16 protein-coding genes are annotated in these 16,733 nt (G+C 66.2%); 12 read left to right on the top strand and 4 right to left on the bottom strand.

All coding sequences use genetic code 11. The features are described from left to right. Nucleotides 1-13: 13 nt before the first annotated feature. The 3 genes from glpK to ACIGII_RS06525 form a co-directional block, all read right to left on the bottom strand. Nucleotides 14-1,513: a glycerol kinase GlpK gene (gene glpK, locus ACIGII_RS06535; protein WP_399635819.1), complete on the bottom strand. Its 1,500-nt coding sequence runs from the start codon at nucleotides 1,511-1,513 to the stop codon at nucleotides 14-16. A gap of 59 nt (nucleotides 1,514-1,572) precedes the next feature. Then, nucleotides 1,573-3,087: a glycerol-3-phosphate dehydrogenase gene (gene glpD, locus ACIGII_RS06530; protein ID WP_399635817.1), complete on the bottom strand. Its 1,515-nt coding sequence runs from the start codon at nucleotides 3,085-3,087 to the stop codon at nucleotides 1,573-1,575. A gap of 134 nt (nucleotides 3,088-3,221) precedes the next feature. Beyond that, the gene (locus tag ACIGII_RS06525; protein ID WP_315387879.1) at nucleotides 3,222-3,854 is read right to left on the bottom strand and encodes an OmpW family outer membrane protein; all 633 of its coding nucleotides are present in this window, start codon (nucleotides 3,852-3,854) and stop codon (nucleotides 3,222-3,224) included. A gap of 191 nt (nucleotides 3,855-4,045) precedes the next feature. Here ACIGII_RS06525 and ACIGII_RS06520 point away from each other — a divergent pair, with 191 nt between their 5' ends. The 4 genes from ACIGII_RS06520 to lpdA all read left to right on the top strand — a co-directional run bounded on the left by ACIGII_RS06520 (nucleotide 4,046) and on the right by lpdA (nucleotide 8,969). Then, nucleotides 4,046-4,570, top strand: a complete 525-nt coding sequence (locus tag ACIGII_RS06520; protein WP_399635814.1) for a DNA-deoxyinosine glycosylase — start codon at nucleotides 4,046-4,048, stop codon at nucleotides 4,568-4,570. A 156-nt stretch (nucleotides 4,571-4,726) separates the two neighbouring features. Further along, nucleotides 4,727-6,451 carry a dihydrolipoyllysine-residue acetyltransferase gene (aceF, locus tag ACIGII_RS06515; protein ID WP_399635812.1) on the top strand — a complete coding sequence of 575 codons (1,725 nt, stop codon included), beginning with the start codon at nucleotides 4,727-4,729 and terminating at the stop codon, nucleotides 6,449-6,451. Nucleotides 6,452-6,501: 50 nt separating this feature from the next. Then, nucleotides 6,502-7,143, top strand: coding sequence for a hypothetical protein (locus ACIGII_RS06510; RefSeq protein ID WP_399636364.1), 642 nt, complete (start codon nucleotides 6,502-6,504; stop codon nucleotides 7,141-7,143). A 17-nt stretch (nucleotides 7,144-7,160) separates the two neighbouring features. Beyond that, on the top strand, nucleotides 7,161-8,969 hold the full coding sequence (gene lpdA / locus ACIGII_RS06505; RefSeq protein WP_399635810.1) for a dihydrolipoyl dehydrogenase: 1,809 nt from the start codon (nucleotides 7,161-7,163) through the stop codon (nucleotides 8,967-8,969). Nucleotides 8,970-9,076: 107 nt separating this feature from the next. Here the strand turns inward: lpdA and ACIGII_RS06500 are convergent, their stop codons facing one another. Next, the gene (locus ACIGII_RS06500; protein WP_399635807.1) at nucleotides 9,077-9,892 is read right to left on the bottom strand and encodes a hypothetical protein; all 816 of its coding nucleotides are present in this window, start codon (nucleotides 9,890-9,892) and stop codon (nucleotides 9,077-9,079) included. Between the two features lie 444 nt (nucleotides 9,893-10,336). On the opposite strand from ACIGII_RS06500, the gene ACIGII_RS06495 reads away from it, so the two are divergent. From ACIGII_RS06495 to atpD, 8 genes are all read left to right on the top strand, one after another. Further along, nucleotides 10,337-10,705 (top strand): hypothetical protein, encoded by a 369-nt coding sequence (locus tag ACIGII_RS06495; protein ID WP_399635805.1) that lies wholly within the window; start codon nucleotides 10,337-10,339, stop codon nucleotides 10,703-10,705. Between the two features lie 31 nt (nucleotides 10,706-10,736). Continuing rightward, entirely contained in the window at nucleotides 10,737-11,531 is a 795-nt protein-coding gene (gene atpB / locus ACIGII_RS06490) for a F0F1 ATP synthase subunit A (protein ID WP_399635802.1), read from the top strand. Between the two features lie 63 nt (nucleotides 11,532-11,594). After that, entirely contained in the window at nucleotides 11,595-11,894 is a 300-nt protein-coding gene (atpE, locus tag ACIGII_RS06485) for a F0F1 ATP synthase subunit C (RefSeq protein ID WP_145479115.1), read from the top strand. A gap of 111 nt (nucleotides 11,895-12,005) precedes the next feature. After that, nucleotides 12,006-12,476, top strand: coding sequence for a F0F1 ATP synthase subunit B (locus ACIGII_RS06480; protein ID WP_070208722.1), 471 nt, complete (start codon nucleotides 12,006-12,008; stop codon nucleotides 12,474-12,476). Nucleotides 12,477-12,479: 3 nt separating this feature from the next. After that, nucleotides 12,480-13,007: a F0F1 ATP synthase subunit delta gene (locus tag ACIGII_RS06475; protein WP_399635800.1), complete on the top strand. Its 528-nt coding sequence runs from the start codon at nucleotides 12,480-12,482 to the stop codon at nucleotides 13,005-13,007. Nucleotides 13,008-13,051: 44 nt separating this feature from the next. After that, nucleotides 13,052-14,599 (top strand): F0F1 ATP synthase subunit alpha, encoded by a 1,548-nt coding sequence (atpA, locus tag ACIGII_RS06470; RefSeq protein ID WP_399657471.1) that lies wholly within the window; start codon nucleotides 13,052-13,054, stop codon nucleotides 14,597-14,599. An 80-nt stretch (nucleotides 14,600-14,679) separates the two neighbouring features. Continuing rightward, complete coding sequence (gene atpG / locus ACIGII_RS06465) at nucleotides 14,680-15,543, top strand: F0F1 ATP synthase subunit gamma (protein ID WP_102945926.1); 864 nt, start codon at nucleotides 14,680-14,682, stop codon at nucleotides 15,541-15,543. A gap of 39 nt (nucleotides 15,544-15,582) precedes the next feature. Continuing rightward, the coding region (gene atpD, locus ACIGII_RS06460; RefSeq protein ID WP_399657468.1) for a F0F1 ATP synthase subunit beta at nucleotides 15,583-16,733 on the top strand (1,151 nt) is incomplete at its 3' end.

Raw genomic sequence — 16,733 nt, 5'->3', positions numbered from 1 at the left:
TGGTCGGTACGCTTCAAGCGACCCGGAACCCCATCGTCGCCTCGACCGCCTGTTGCCAACCGGCGTACAACGCCTCGCGTTGTTCCACCGCCATCTGCGGTACGAAGCGGCGATCCACCGCCCACTGTTCGGCGATCTCCGCCCGGCTGGCCCAGAACCCGGTAGCCAGCCCGGCCAGGTAGGCCGCGCCCAGCGCGGTGGTTTCGCCCACCTGCGGGCGCAGCACCGGCACGCCGAGCAGGTCGCTCTGGAACTGGGCCATGAAGTCGTTGGCGATCGCGCCGCCATCGGCGCGCAGTTCGCTCAGTGCGATGCCGGCATCGGCCTGCATCGCCGCCAGCACGTCACGGGTCTGGTAGGCCATCGACTCCACCGCGGCGCGGATGAAGTGTTCCTTGCTGGTGCCACGACTCAGCCCGAATACCGCGCCGCGCACGTCGCTGCGCCAGTAGGGCGCCCCCAGGCCGACGAACGCCGGCACCATGTACACCCCGCCGTTGTCCGGTGCCCGTTCGGCATACGCCTGGCAGTCGCTGGACTTGCCGAACATGCGCAGGCCATCGCGCAGCCACTGCACCACCGAACCGGCCACGAAGATCGAACCCTCCAGCGCGTACTCCACCTGCCCGTCGATGCCCCAGGCAATCGTGGTGAGCAGACCGTGGCTGGACGCCACCGCGCGCGTGCCGGTATGCATCAGCATGAAGCAGCCGGTGCCATAGGTGTTCTTGACCATGCCCGGTGCGAAGCAGGCCTGGCCGAACAGCGCCGCCTGCTGGTCGCCGGCGATCCCGGCGATGGGAATATGCTGGTCGAAGAAGAACTGTGCGCGGGTGCTGCCGTATATCTCGCTGGAGTTGCGCACCTCGGGAAGCATCGCGCGCGGGATGTCCAGCAGCGCCAGCAGGTCGTCGTCCCACGCAAGCGTATGGATGTTGAACAGCAGCGTGCGTGCGGCGTTGCTGTAATCGGTAACGTGCGCCGCGCCGCCGGTGAGGTTCCATACCAGCCAGCTGTCGATGGTGCCAAACAGCAGTTCGCCAAGTTCGGCACGTGCCTGCGCGCCGTCCACGTGATCGAGAATCCAGCGGATCTTGGTTGCCGAAAAGTAGGCGTCCACCAGCAGGCCGGTGCGTTCACGGATCAACGGCTCGTGACCCTCGGCCTTGAGCCGTTCGCAGATGGCGTGGCTCTGTCGCGACTGCCAGACCACCGCGTTGTGGATCGGTTGGCCGGTGGCCTTGTCCCACACCACCGTCGTTTCGCGCTGGTTGGTGATGCCGATCGCAGCGATCTGGCGCGGGTCGACCTGCTCGCGATTGAGCAGCTCGGTGAGTGTGGTGTAGACGCTGGTCAGGATCTCCCGAGGATCGTGTTCGACCCAGCCCGGCTGCGGGAACAGCTGGGTGAACTCGCGCTGGGCCATGCCGGCCACGCGCCCGGCGCGGTCGAACAGCATCGCGCGCGAACTGGTGGTGCCCTGGTCGATGGCGAGTACGAAAGTCTTTTCCATGCAGACACCCTGGGCCGTGACCCCCGGAGGATACCCGACGGGCCGCGCAGCGGTCGGCGCTACGGATGCGCCGCCGGCATCCGGGCCTCCGCCACGGTGGCACCCAGGTATGCCGCCAGCGCCGCCTGCTGCGTCGCGTCCAGGCGCAGGCCGGCATGCGAGCGCCGCCACAGCACATCCTCCGCCTGCGAGGCCCATTCGTGCGCCACCATGTAGTCGACTTCGCGTGCATGCAGCCCTGCGCCGAAAGGCGTGCCCAGGTCGTCGACCGTCCGCGCGTCGCCAAGCACCGCGGGCACGCGCGTGCCGTGCCGCCGGGCCAGGTCGTGCAGCAGCGACCCGGGCAACTGCGGGTAGCGCGCCTGCAACGCAGGCAGCAGCGCGTCCGCGTTGCCGCCATCACCACCCGTCACGGGCGGGCCTTCGGCGGTCCAGGCCGGCGTGTTGCGCCCCAGCGCCGTGGCCAGCTGGTTCACTGCCTCCTCGGCCAGGGTGCGGCAGGTGGTCAGCTTGCCGCCCAGCACGCTCAGCATCAGGGCCTGCTGCTGGTCAAGATGCAGTCGGTAGTCGCGGCTGACCTTGGCCGCGTCCAGGTGATGATCGGCCAGCAGCGGGCGCACACCGCTGTACTGCCACACCACGTGCTCGGGCCGCACCGGGTGTCGCAGCCACGCACTGACGGCCGTGCACAGGTACGCCACCTCGGCAGGCGCAGCGTGCACCTGGGCCGGGTCGCCGTCGTAGTCGATATCGGTGGTGCCGATCAGGCTGTAGTCCTGTTCGAACGGGATCACGAACACCACGCGTTGATCCGGCTGCTGCAGCAGGTAGGCGCTGTCGTGCGCGTACAGGCGAGGCACCACGATGTGGCTGCCCTGGACCAGGCGCAGTCCAATCGGCACGTCCATGCCGGCACGCTCCAGCAGGTTGCCCGCCCACGGACCGGTGGCGTTGACCACGGCCCGCACGCGCATGCGCTGCACCGTGCCGTCGGACTGGCGCAGCACTGCCAGCCAGTGGTCGCGGTGACGGATCAACTGTTCGCAGCGGGTACGCACCCGGACATCGGCGCCACGCTCGCGTGCATCCATCGCCGTGGCGATCACCAGCCGCGCGTCGTCCACGCGCGCGTCGCTGTAAGTGAAGGCGGTGCGGAAACGCGGCTGCAGCGCCGCACCGCGCGGGTCCCTGCGCAGGTCGACCCGACGGGCGCGTGGAAAGGCGGGGCCGGCGTCGGCCAGATGGTCGTACAGCCACAGGCCGGCGCGCAGCATCCAGGCCGGACGCAGATGCCGCGCGTGCGGCAGCAGGAAGGGGGTGGGGGTGACCAGGTGCGGGGCCAGCCGCTGCAGCACGCTGCGCTCGCGCAGGGCCTTGCGCACCAGCGTGATGTGGCCGAACTGCAGGTAGCGCAGTCCACCGTGGATCAGCTTGGTACTGGCGCTGGAGGTATGTGCGGCCAGGTCATCCTGTTCGCACAGGGTCACCGACCAGCCGCGACCCGCCGCATCGCGTGCGATGGCCACGCCGTTGATACCGCCGCCCACGACCAGGACATCCCGGATGTCGTCCATCGTCCGTTCCCCTTGCATCCGCCCGGAGTATCAACAGGCCAGCGGCAAGGCCAAATGAAAATGCCTTGGTCGGAAACGACAATGGGCCCCCGGAAGGGGGCCCATTGCAGGTGCAGGGGTCTTGCCTCGGCTGCTTAGAAGCGCGCACCGATACCGAAGCCCACGGTCCACGGGTCCAGCTTGGCCTCGTCGCCGGTGCCATTGCCGTTGACGGTCAGCTCCGGGCGCGAGTGCATGTAGCGCGCATCGGCACGGGCGAACCAGGTGCTGTTGATGTTCATGTCCACGCCGACGGTGCCGATGGCGCCCTTGGCGGTTTCCAGCCCGATGTGGCCGACGTCGCTGGCCAGCTTCTCGTTGCTGAAGTTCGATTCGTAGTAACCCACGCCGACGAACGGACGGAACACGTTGTCGGCCTGGCCGAAGTGGTACTGGCCGCTCAGCGCGATCGGCTGCTGTTCAACCGTACCCAGCTTGGCGTTGTTGGCGCCGCGCACGCGGTGGTCGAACTTGTCGGCTGCGCCCCACAGTTCCACGGCCCAGTTGTCGTTGATGTAGTAGCTGAAGCTGAGCGTCGGCGCCGGGCCGCCATCGACCTTGTCGATGCCTTCCAGCGGATCGTTCTTCGGCTGCAGCAGCGCAACGCCGCCGACAACGGCGAAATGCTTGCCCGACGCGGTATCGGTGGTGCTGTCCTGCGCGAAGGCGGCAGGCGCGAAGGCAAGGGCAGTCAGGGTAGCCAGGGTCAGGGTGCGGATGGAGCGCATGGGGGAATCTCCTCAGGTATTTTTTTGTTCTGGGCCCCCTTTGCAGCGGGGCGAGGCAAACGTAGTCCCCGCAACATGAATCGAATCCGACGCACGTTAAATTTTAGTTTGTTCTGTTCAGCCTGCAGCGCGAAACCATTGCCGCGCCGCGCGATCATGCACGCCACGACATTCATGCATCTGGAGAGAGCGTGACGAACGCCGTGCATTGCATCGGCCTGCCTGCGCAGGTAAACGCGACGTGCCGCGTGCTGGTACTGGGCTCGATGCCGGGCGTGGCATCGCTCCAGGCCGCGCAGTACTACGCGCACCCGCGCAATCGCTTCTGGCCGTTGATGGCGGCACTTGCCGGCATGGATGCAGGCCTGCCCTACGCCGCGCGCGTGCGTGCACTTCAGCGGGCGGGCGTGGGCCTGTGGGACGTGATCGGTGCCTGCGACCGCCGCGGCAGCCTGGACACGGCGATCGTGCGCGGCAGCGAGGTGCCGAATGCAGTGCCGGCGCTGATCGCGCGGCTGCCGAACCTCCAGGCCGTGGCCTGCAACGGCGGCACGGCGCACGCCGCCTTCGTGCGGTTCGTCCTCCCGCGGCTGGACACCCGCGCGGCGTCGCTGCCGGTGTGGTCGCTGCCCTCCACCAGTCCGGCCAATGCAGCCTGGCCATTGCCGCGCCTGCAGGCAGCGTGGCAGCCGGTGGCCGATGTCCTGGCGGGCTGAGCGGGACCACCACCGGACAATACGGTACCGACTGGTGGCAGCTGCAACAGGCTGTCCCGGGACAGACGTATTGAAAATTGCCCAAGCTGGTTGGCGCTGGAGCCGCATACCCCCACAATAGGCGATTCCCTACACCAGATTGCCGGAGTTATCCCCATGGCCGAAATCAAGGAAGCACTTGTCCCCGATATCGGTGACTACAGCGATATCCCGGTAATCGAGGTGCTTGTCGCCGTGGGTGACACGGTCAAGAAGGACCAGGGCCTGGTCACGCTCGAGTCTGACAAGGCCACGATGGAAGTGCCGTCTTCGGTCGCCGGCGTGGTCAAGGACATCAAGGTCAAGGTCGGCGATACGCTGTCCGAGGGCAAGGTCGTGGCCCTGATCGAAGTGGCTGACGCGGCCGCAGCGCCTGCCCCGGCGGCTGCGCCGGCACCCGCTGCCGCCCCGGCCAAGGCCGCTGCTGCCGCCGCCCCGGCCCCGGCCACCCAGAGCGCGCCGGCCGCTGCGCCGGCTGCCGGTGGTGGCCCGGTGGAAGCGCTGGTACCGGACATCGGCGATTACACCGACATCCCGGTGATCGAAGTGCTGGTCGCCGTGGGCGACACGGTCAAGAAGGACCAGGGCCTGGTCACGCTGGAGTCGGACAAGGCCACCATGGAAGTGCCGTCGTCGGTCGCTGGCGTGGTCAAGGAAATCAAGGTCAAGGTCGGCGACACCCTGTCGCAGGGCAAGGTGGTCGCCATCATCGAAGCCGAGGGCGCTGCCGCCCCGGCGCCGAGCCAGGCCGCCGCTGCCGCCGCCCCGGCTGCGGCCGAAACCGGCACCAAGGTGGAACCGGTCGCCGTACCGGCCCAGCCGGACAAGCTGGCCGCGCGCGAAATCGCCAGCGCCCCCTCGGCCGGTGCCCCGAGCAGCCCGCCGGTGCCGTTCAACGCCGACAGCGTGCTGCCGTCGAAGGTTCCCTATGCCACCCCGGCGGTGCGCGTGTTCGCCCGCGAGCTGGGCGTGGACCTCAACCAGCTGACCGGCACCGAGAAGGGCGGGCGCATCACCAAGGCCGACGTGCAGAAGTTCGTCAAGTCGGCACTGACCGGCGGCGGCGCTGCCGTTGCCGGTGGCGCGGTCGCCGCCGGTGGCGGGCTCAACCTGCTGCCGTGGCCGAAGGTGGACTTCAGCAAGTTCGGTGAGGTCGAGACCCAGCCGCTGTCGCGCATCAAGAAGATCTCCGGTGCCAACCTGGCGCGCAACTGGGCCATGATCCCGCACGTCACCCAGTTCGAGCAGGCCGACATCACCGACCTGGAAGGCCTGCGCGTAGCGCTGAACAAGGAAAACGAGAAGGCCGGCATCAAGCTGACCATGCTCGCCTTCCTGATCAAGGCCAGCGCCGCGGCGCTGAAGCAGTTCCCGGAATTCAACGCATCGCTGGATGCGGCCGGTGAGAACCTGACGCTGAAGAAGTACTTCAACATCGGCTTCGCCGCCGACACCCCGAACGGCCTGGTCGTTCCGGTGATCCGCGACGTGGACAAGAAGGGCGTGGTGCAGATCGCCCAGGAAACCGGCGAGCTGGCCAAAAAGGCGCGCGACGGCAAGCTGGGCCCGGCCGACATGAGCGGCGGCTGCTTCTCGATCAGCTCGCTGGGCGGCATCGGCGGCACCGCGTTCACCCCGATCGTCAACGCGCCGGAAGTAGCCATCCTGGGCGTGTCCAAGTCCTCGATCCAGCCGGTCTGGAACGGCAAGGAATTCGCCCCGAAGCTGATGCTGCCGCTGTCGCTGAGCTACGACCACCGCGTCATCGACGGTGCCCTGGCGGCGCGCTTCACCACCTACCTGTCGCAGGTGCTGGCCGACATGCGGCGCGTGCTGCTGTGAGGCTGGCCCGCGCGGTAGTGCCGGGCGCTGCCCGGCAGCGTTTCGTGCAGCTGGGCACGGCCCTGCTCTACGCCGCTGTGGTGCTTGCCGCTGCGCCGGCGGCGCATGCCGCGTGCACCACCGATCTCGGCCACGGCTGGCCGCCGGCGGTGGGCAACTACGGCCAGGCCGTGGAAACCCTGTTCCATGGCAAGGCCCAGCCCCGTCTGGCGCTGACCCTGCTGCCCAAGGGCGGGGTCGAAACCGCGGTGGCGTTGCTGCCCGGCACCCGGGAGGGGGAATGGTCCGTGCGCTACAGCCAGGCCGACAAGCGCGTGTACAACTGGAACAACAGTGCACGTGGCGGCGGTCTTGAACTGCGCGTGGACCAGGAGCCGGACCAGTACCAGGTCGCCATTCCGGCGGCGCTCGCCCAGCGCCTGGCGCGCAGCTGGCGGCAGGCGCTCGATTCGGGCGTCCCGGCCGACCGCAAGGCCCCGGTGACCGATGGCGAAGTGCTGTCGTTCCAGGTGGACGGCGAACGCTACAGCGGCCCGCGCTGGGAGTGCGGCGCCGGCAAGCTGATGATGAAACAGGTGGCGCTGCTGATCGAAGCCAGCGACACCAAGGAAAAGAAGCTCGACCGTCGCTGGCAGGATCTGGACGAGTCGCTCGACGAACTGCAGGAACTGCTCGGTCGCAAGGCCGGCTGAGCACCAGGAGAACACGAATGGCCGCTATTGAAATCAAGGTTCCCGACATCGGCGATTACACCGATGTCCCGGTGATCGAAGTGCTGGTCGCCGTGGGTGACACGGTGAAGAAGGACCAGGGCCTGGTCACGCTGGAGTCGGACAAGGCCACGCTGGAAGTGCCGTCGTCGGCGGCCGGCGTGGTCAAGGAAATCAAGGTCAAGCTGGGCGACACGCTGTCCGAAGGCGCCGTGGTGGTGGTGTTGGAGGCCGAAGGCGCCGCCGACGCAGCTGCGGCCCCGGCGTCTGCCCCGGCCAAGGCCGCTGCCCCGGCCAGCAAGCCGCCGGTGACCCCGTCGCATCGCGCCCCGGCCGAGCCGGCCGCGCCGCAGCCGGCGCTGTCCAGCGGCAAGCCGGCCGACATCGAATGCCAGATGGTGGTCCTTGGCGCCGGCCCGGGCGGGTACACCGCCGCGTTCCGCTCGGCCGACCTGGGCGTGGACACCGTGCTGATCGAGCGCTACGCCAGCCTCGGCGGCGTGTGCCTCAACGTGGGCTGCATTCCGTCCAAGGCGCTGCTGCACGCTGCCGCGGTGATCGACGAAGTGGCCCACGCGGGCGATTTCGGCGTGGAATTCAGCGCGCCGAAGATCACCCTGGACAAGCTGCGCGGCTACAAGGAAAAGGTGGTTACCCAGCTGACCAAGGGCCTGGCCGGCATGGCCAAGCAGCGCAAGGTGCGCACCGTGCAGGGCGTGGCCACGTTTGTCTCGGCCAATGAGCTGGAGATCGTCGGCGACGACGGCACGACCCAGCTGCTGCGCTTCCAGCAGTGCATCATCGCCGCCGGTTCGCAGGCGGTGAAGCTGCCGAACTTCCCGTGGGACGACCCGCGCGTGATGGATTCCACCGACGCACTGGAACTGGCCGACATCCCCGGCTCGCTGCTGGTGGTCGGTGGCGGCATCATCGGCCTGGAAATGGCGACCGTGTACGCCGCGCTGGGCAGCAAGGTGACCGTGGTGGAGTTCATGGACCAGCTGATGCCGGGTGCCGACAAGGACCTGGTCAAGCCGTTGGCCGACCGCCTGAAGAAGCAGGGCGTCGAGGTCCACCTCAAGACCAAGGCCTCCGGCGTGACTGCGGACAAGAAGGGGATCACCGTGACCTTCGACGCCGCTGCCGAAGGCGAGAAGCCGGGGCTGGAGCAGGGCACCTTCGACCGCGTGCTGGTGGCCGTGGGCCGTTCGCCGAACGGGAAGAAGATCGGCGCGGAGAAGGCCGGCGTGGGCGTCACCGAGCGTGGCTTCATTCCGGTGGACCGCCAGATGCGCACCAACGTGCCGCACATCTTTGCCATCGGCGATATCGTCGGCAACCCGATGCTGGCCCACAAGGCCACGCACGAGGGCAAGCTGGCCGCCGAAGTGGCCTCGGGGGAGAAGAAGGAGTGGGTGGCGCGGGTGATTCCGTCGGTGGCCTACACCAACCCGGAAATCGCCTGGGTCGGCGTGACCGAAACCGAAGCCAAGGCGCAGGGCCTGAAGGTCGGCGTGGCCAAGTTCCCGTGGGCGGCCAGCGGCCGCGCCATCGGCATCGGGCGTACCGAAGGCTTCACCAAGCTGATCTTCGACGAGGCCACCCACCGCATCATCGGCGGCGCGATCGTCGGCGTGCACGCGGGCGACCTGCTGGCCGAGATCGGCCTGGCCATCGAGATGGGGGCCGAAGCCGAAGACATCGGCCACACCATCCACGCCCACCCGACGCTGAGCGAATCGGTGGCGATGGCTGCGGAGATCTACGACGGCACCATCACCGACCTGTACATCCCGAAAAAGAAATGACCACATGACCCGGTAGGTCACCACCGTTGGTGGTGACGCGGATGCAAACGAAAAACCCGGCGTTGCGCCGGGTTTTTCGTGCGGTAACACACCAGCCAACGGCTGGATCAGAACGAAACGCTGATACCGGCCACCGGGCCCTTGAATTCCTGCTTCAGGCCGATGGTGCCATCGCGGCCGCTCTGGTCCACGTCCAGACGGAACCAGTCGTAGCCGGCGAACAGGCCGAAGTTCTCGGTGAACTTGTAGTCCACGATCACGTTGGCGCGGGTCAGGTCGCCATCGTAGTCATCGAAGTTGCCCCAGTCGGTGTTGAGGTACTGGCCCTGCGCGGTGATCATCCACTTCTCCGAGGGGGTGATGGTGAAGCGTGCACCCACCACCGGTGCAATACCGTCCGCCTTCTCGTCAACGAACTGACCCTCGTACAGGGTGCCCAGGTCGGCGTAAGCCTTGGTGCTCACCTTGGCGTACTCGGCGCCCAGCTGCAGGCCCAGGTCGAAGGTTTCGGTGTCCACCACCGAGTAGTCATACACCAGGCTGGCCACCTGGTACTTCAGCTCGCCCTTGACGAAGCTGCCGGCCGGGACGGTTTCGCCGCCGAAGCTGATGCCCTGGTCCAGGGTTTCGCGGCGGTCCTTGTCGTACTTGAAGTAGTTGAAGATCAGGCGCTGGCGGTCGCTGATGCGGAACAGGCCGTCCACGCGCGGCTCCCATTCCTTGCCGCCCAGGCCGAAGTCCTCGTCGAAGCCGACATCCTGGCCCAGCACGGTCGTGTTGCCACGGATGGTGTTGTCCGAATCGATGTTCATCGCGCCAAGGCGCAGGGCGAAGCGGTCGTCGCCCTCGGCCGCGCTGGCGGACGTGGCGTGGGTAAGGGCGGCCATGGCCAGCGGCAGGGCAAGCAGGGGAAGCAGACGCATCGGGGGTGTCCTTGCAGTGATTCGACGAAGTGCCGTCACTGTGCCGTAGCGTCGCGTCCACCATTCGTGAACGTATGGTGGAGGAAGTGTGTACCGTTCATTCCCGAGGGCCGGAAAAGAGCGGCCCCGGAGAGAGCTCGGGGCCGCTCGCTGTTGGCCTGCACAGGGGCGTCGACGAGGATCGAATGGACAGGCCGTACCATGGGACCGCGAACCCCGGCCAAAGTTCAATCTGCTGCGCCGCGACATGAATAGGCGAGGCGGCTGACGCGACCGGCCCCGTCCTGCCCGCAAAATCTGTGGCAATGCAGCAACTTGCGCCATCCGGGATGAACAGGGGGCGGTTGTCTCGCAAATTGTCCCCTTGCTATAATTCGGCGGCTCGACGAGGCAATGCACCCTCAGCCTCGGCCATCCTTCCCACAAACCATGCAGGACATACGTGTGCTGAACTCCGTTGACGCGGGTCGGCGACTGATGCTGCGCGCAGCGGTCTACCCGCTGGCTGCAGTGGCTGTCCTGGCCCTGGCCTTCCTGCTGCTGGCGGGTCCGGCGTACGCCCTCGGGGCGCTCGCCTCGGGCATTGCGGTGTCGGCCGGCGGCTGGGTCGCGGCGCGGATGGCGCTGGGGGGCGGGGTACAGGCGGCAGGCTCGGCCATGTCGCGGCTGATCCTTGCGGTGGTGGCAAAGTGGGCGCTCGTATTCGGTGTCCTGGTGGTGGGTTTCGTGGTCTTCAAGCTGCCTGCACTGGCGCTGCTGGCCGGAATCGCCGTCGGGCTTATGTTCCAGGTCCTGGCTCTGGCCAGGCGCTGATCCCATTTATTTAACTCAAGGTTCCGGACACATGGCAGGCGAGGCGCTTACACCCACCTCCTACATCCAACATCACCTGCACAACCTGACGTTCCATATGCAGGAAGGTGGTTTCTGGGCTATTCACGTCGACACCATCGTGACTTCGGTCCTGATGGGCCTGTTGATGGTGTTTGCCTTCTGGATGGCCACCCGCAAGGCCACCGCCGGCGTGCCGGGCAAGTGGCAGGCGTTCGTGGAGATCTGCCTGGAGTTCGTTGACCGCCAGGCCAAGGACACCTACCACGGCACCAGCAAGCTGGTGACCCCGATCGCGATCACGATCTTCTTCTGGATCCTCCTGATGAACCTCATCAAGATGATCCCGGCCGACTTCATCGCCCTGCCGCTGGAAGCGCTGGGCGTGCCGTACTGGAAGCCGGTCCCCACCGCCGACGTCAATGCCACCCTGGGCATGTCGATCAGCGTGTTCTTCCTGATGCTGTTCTTCGCGCTGCGTGCCAAGGGCCTGGGTGGCTTCACCAAGGAATTCCTGACCGCGCCGTTCGGCAAGTGGATGATGCCGTTCAACCTGATCCTCAACATCGTCGAGTGGCTGAGCAAGCCGATCTCGCTGGCGATGCGACTGTTCGGCAACATGTTCGGCGGCGAAATCGTGTTCCTGCTGATCTGGGTGCTGGGCAGTGCCGGCATCATGGGCGCCATTGCAGGCGGTGCCTTCGGCCTTGGCTGGATGCTGTTCCACCTGCTGGTGATTCCGCTGCAGGCCTTCATTTTCATGATGCTGTCGATCGTGTACCTGAGCCTGTCGGAAGACGCTCACTGAGTTTCCGCTTCACCCTTCATCCGTTTCATTACCCTTAGCTACTTAAGTTTCCGGAGATAACCCATGTACTTTGCCGTCCTGACCAACCTCGCCCAAGTCCAGAGCTCCACCGTCCTCGCCGTCGGCATCATGATCGGCCTGGCCGCGCTGGGTGCCGGTCTCGGTCTGGCCATCATGGCCGGTAAGTTCCTGGAATCGGCTGCCCGCCAGCCGGAACTGATCCCGGTGCTGCAGGTCCGCATGTTCATCACCGCCGGCCTGATCGACGCCGCGTTCATCATCTCGGTCGCCGTCGGCCTGCTGCTGGCCTTCGCCAACCCGACCATCGCTGAATTCGTTGCGCGTCTGCCGGCTGCTGGCTGATCCAGCGAAAGCGAAACGATCAGGCGCCTTGTGCGCCTGATCGCGGATGAAGGAACGGATGCGCCGCTCCTGCGGCGCCTCCACCCCATCACCCCAGATTGAGCGAACCCCATGGAAATCGGTTTTACCCTCGTTGCCCAGGCACTGGCGTTCGCCGGTCTGATCTGGATCATCGCGACCAAGATCTGGCCGCCGCTGATGAACGCCATCGAAGAGCGCCAGCAGAAGATCGCTGAAGGCCTCGCCGCTGCCGACCGCAGCCAGAAGGATCTGGCCCAGGCGCAGGAAAAGGTCAACGAAGCACTGAAGGACGCGCGCACCAAGGCCAACGAGATCATCGACCAGGCCCATGCCCGCGCCAACCAGATCGTTGACGCCGCCAAGAATGAAGCCATCGTCGAAGCGAACCGCCAGAAAGAACTGGCCCACGCCGAGATCGAGGCTGCCGCCAACCGTGCCCGTGAAGACCTGCGCAAGCAGGTGTCCGTGCTCGCCGTGACCGGTGCCGAAAAGCTGCTCAAGCGCGAAATCGACGCCAACGCCCACAAGGCGCTGCTCGACGAGCTGGCCTCGGAGATCTGATCGATGAGCCAGGCCCTCACGCTTGCACGCCCGTATGCCCGCGCCGCGTTCGCGACCGCGCGCGACGATGGCACGTTCGCGCCGTGGTCGGAGGCGCTTGCGTTTTCCGCCCACGTAGCCGCCGATCCGCGCGTGGCGGCCCTGCTGTCGAACCCGGAGCTGGGCCGTGACGATGCCGTCGCGCTGCTGGCGCCGGAAACGGCGGGCGAGTCGTTCGGTCGCTTCCTGGCCATCCTGGCCGAAGCGCACCGTCTGCCGCTGCTGCCGGAAATCGCAGGCATGTACGACCAGCTCCGCGCTGAAGCCGAACACGTGGTGAAGGCCACGGTGACCTCGGCCGCCGAGCTGTCTTCCGCTGAGCTGGACGCCATCAAGGCCGCGCTGCGCAAGCGCTTCGGCCGAGAGGTCGAGGTCACCACCGCCATCGATGCGTCGCTCATCGGCGGTGCGGTGATCGACGCTGGCGACGTGGTGATCGATGGCTCGCTCAAGGGCAAGCTGTCGCGCCTGCAGACCGCGCTCGCTAACTGAATTCATTTAACGTCCGGCGTGATCGCCGGCACTAGGACTTGACGATGGCAACCACGCTCAACCCCTCCGAAATCAGCGAACTGATCAAGAACCGCATCGAGAAGGTCAAGCTGGCCGCGGAATCGCGCAACGAAGGCACCGTGACCAGCGTGTCCGACGGCATCGTGCGCATCTTCGGCCTGGCCGACGTGATGCAGGGCGAAATGATCGAACTGCCGAACAACACCTTCGCCCTGGCCCTGAACCTGGAGCGCGACTCGGTCGGCGCCGTGGTCCTGGGTGGCTATGAGCACCTGCGCGAAGGCGACGTGGCCAAGACCACCGGTCGCATCCTGGAAGTGCCGGTTGGTCCGGAAATGCTCGGCCGCGTGGTCAACGCGCTCGGCGAGCCGATCGACGGCAAGGGCCCGATCGCCGCCCAGCTGACCGCGCCGGTGGAGCGCGTTGCACCGGGCGTGATCTGGCGCAAGTCGGTCGACCAGCCGGTGCAGACCGGCTACAAGTCGGTCGACTCGATGATCCCGATCGGCCGTGGCCAGCGCGAGCTGGTCATCGGTGACCGCCAGACCGGCAAGACTGCCCTGGCCATCGATGCGGTGATCAACCAGAAGGACACCGGCATCAAGTGCGTGTACGTCGCGATCGGCCAGAAGGCGTCGACCGTGGCCAACATCGTGCGCAAGCTGGAAGAGAACGGCGCCCTGGCCCACACCGTGGTCGTGGCCGCCACCGCCTCCGAATCGGCTGCCATGCAGTACATCAGTGCCTACTCGGGCTGCACCATGGGTGAGTACTTCATGGACCGCGGCCAGGATGCCCTGATCGTGTACGACGACCTGTCCAAGCAGGCCGTGGCCTACCGCCAGATCTCGCTGCTGCTGAAGCGCCCGCCGGGCCGTGAAGCCTACCCGGGCGACGTGTTCTACCTGCACTCGCGCCTGCTGGAACGCGCAGCCCGCGTCTCGGAAGAGTATGTCGAGCAGTTCACCAAGGGTGAAGTGAAGGGCAAGACCGGTTCGCTGACCGCCCTGCCGATCATCGAAACCCAAGCCGGCGACGTCTCGGCGTTCGTGCCGACCAACGTGATCTCGATCACCGACGGCCAGATCTTCCTGGAAACCGACCTGTTCAACTCGGGCATCCGCCCGGCCGTGAACGCCGGTATCTCGGTGTCGCGCGTCGGTGGTGCGGCCCAGACCAAGATCATCAAGAAGCTGTCGGGCGGCATCCGCATCTCGCTGGCCCAGTACCGCGAGCTGGCTGCGTTCGCGCAGTTCGCCTCGGACCTGGACGAAGCCACCCGCAAGCAGCTCGAGCGCGGTCAGCGCGTCACCGAGCTGATGAAGCAGAAGCAGTACGCCCCGATGTCGATCGCCAACCAGGCGCTGTCGATCTACGCCGTCAACGAGGGTTACCTCGATGACGTGCCGGTCAACAAGCTGCTGGCCTTCGAAGAAGGCCTGCACGCGCACTTCGCCAACACCCAGGGCGAACTGATTGGCAAGGTCAACGCCACCGGCGGTTGGGACAACGACATCGAAGCGGCCTTCAAGAAGGGCATCGCCGAGTTCAAGACCACCGGCAGCTGGTAAGACGAATGTGTGGCGGGGCCTTCGGCCTCGCTTCACCGTTGAAGGTAGCGGGGCAGAGCCCCGCTCTACGGGAATAAGAGATGGCTAGCGGTCGCGAAATCAAAACCAAGATCAAGAGCGTGCAGAACACCCGCAAGGTGACCCGCGCGCTGGAGATGGTGTCGGCCTCCAAGATCCGCAAGGCGCAGGATCGCATGAAGACCTCGCGTCCGTATGCGCAGGCGATGAAGCAGGTGATCGGCCACCTGGCCCAGGCCAGCACCGATTACCAGCATCCGTTCCTGGTCCAGCGTGACGAGGTCAAGCGGGTCGGCTACATCGTGATCTCGTCCGACCGTGGCCTGGCCGGCGGCCTGAACAACAACCTGTTCCGCAAGATGCTGGGCGAAGTCCGCCAGTACCAGGAAAAGGGCGCCGAGATCGACGTGGTGACCATCGGCCAGAAGGCGTCGACCTTCTTCCGCCGGGTCAAGGTCAACATGGTCGGCAGCGTCACCCACATGGGCGACGTGCCGCACCTGGAACAGCTGATCGGCGTGATCAAGGTCATGCTCGACGCCTTCACCGAAGGCAAGGTCGACCGCGTGTACCTGGTCTACAACCGCTTCATCAACACGATGGTGCAGAAAGCCAGCTTCGACCAGCTGCTGCCGTTGCCGGCGGCCGAGAAGCAGGTGGCGCACCATGACTGGGACTACCTGTACGAACCCGACGCCGCCACCGTGCTCGAGCACGTGATGACGCGTTACGTGGAATCGCTGGTGTACCAGGCCGTGCTGGAAAACGTTGCCTCCGAGCATGCCGCGCGCATGGTGGCGATGAAGTCGGCCAGTGACAACGCCAACAAGCTGATCGGAACCCTGCAGCTGGTCTACAACAAGGCCCGCCAGGCAGCGATCACCCAGGAAATTTCCGAAATCGTCGGCGGCGCGGCAGCAGTCTGACGCGCACAGTCAAACGCATTTAATTTAGAGGATGCAGCAATGAGTCAGGGCAAGATCGTTCAGATCATCGGCGCCGTCGTCGACGTGGAATTCCCCCGCGAGTCGGTGCCGAAGGTGTATGACGCACTGAAGGTGGACAACACCGAAATCACGCTGGAAGTGCAGCAGCAGCTCGGCGACGGCGTGGTCCGTTGCATCGCGCTGGGCTCCACCGACGGCCTGAAGCGCAACCTGGTCGCCACCAACACCAACCGCGCCATCTCGGTGCCGGTCGGTGCCGGCACCCTGGGCCGCATCATGGACGTGCTGGGCCGTCCGATCGACGAAGCCGGCCCGGTGGTTGCCAGCGACAGCTGGGAAATCCATCGCGAAGCCCCCTCGTACGAAGACCAGTCCCCGGCCACCGAGCTGCTGGAAACCGGCATCAAGGTCATCGACCTGATGTGCCCGTTCGCCAAGGGCGGCAAGGTCGGCCTGTTCGGCGGCGCCGGCGTCGGCAAGACCGTCAACATGATGGAGCTGATCAACAACATCGCCAAGGCGCACAGCGGTCTGTCCGTGTTCGCCGGCGTGGGTGAGCGTACCCGTGAGGGCAACGACTTCTACCACGAGATGAAGGACTCCAACGTCCTGGACAAGGTCGCGATGGTGTACGGCCAGATGAACGAACCGCCGGGCAACCGCCTGCGCGTCGCGTTGACCGGCCTGACCATGGCGGAATACTTCCGCGACGAGAAGGACGAGAACGGCAAGGGCAAGGACGTGCTGCTGTTCGTCGACAACATCTACCGCTACACCCTGGCCGGTACCGAAGTGTCGGCACTGCTGGGCCGCATGCCGTCGGCCGTGGGTTACCAGCCGACCCTGGCCGAGGAAATGGGCGTCCTGCAGGAGCGCATCACCTCGACCAAGAACGGCTCGATCACCTCGATCCAGGCCGTCTACGTGCCGGCCGATGACTTGACCGACCCCTCGCCGGCGACCACCTTCGCCCACCTGGATTCGACCGTGACCCTGTCGCGTTCGATCGCCTCGCTGGGTATCTACCCGGCGGTGGATCCGCTGGACTCGACCAGCCGCCAGATGGACCCGCTGGTCATCGGCCACGAGCATTACGACACCGCCCAGCGCGTCCAGCAGACCCTGCAGAAGTACAAGGAACTGAAGGACATCATCGCCATCCTGGGCAT

The organism is Stenotrophomonas sp. NPDC077420, assembly GCF_044543385.1.
Classification (GTDB): Bacteria; Pseudomonadota; Gammaproteobacteria; order Xanthomonadales; family Xanthomonadaceae; genus Stenotrophomonas.
Note: the sequence above shows the minus strand (reverse complement) of the source record. Positions and strands in the feature narration are given on the sequence as shown.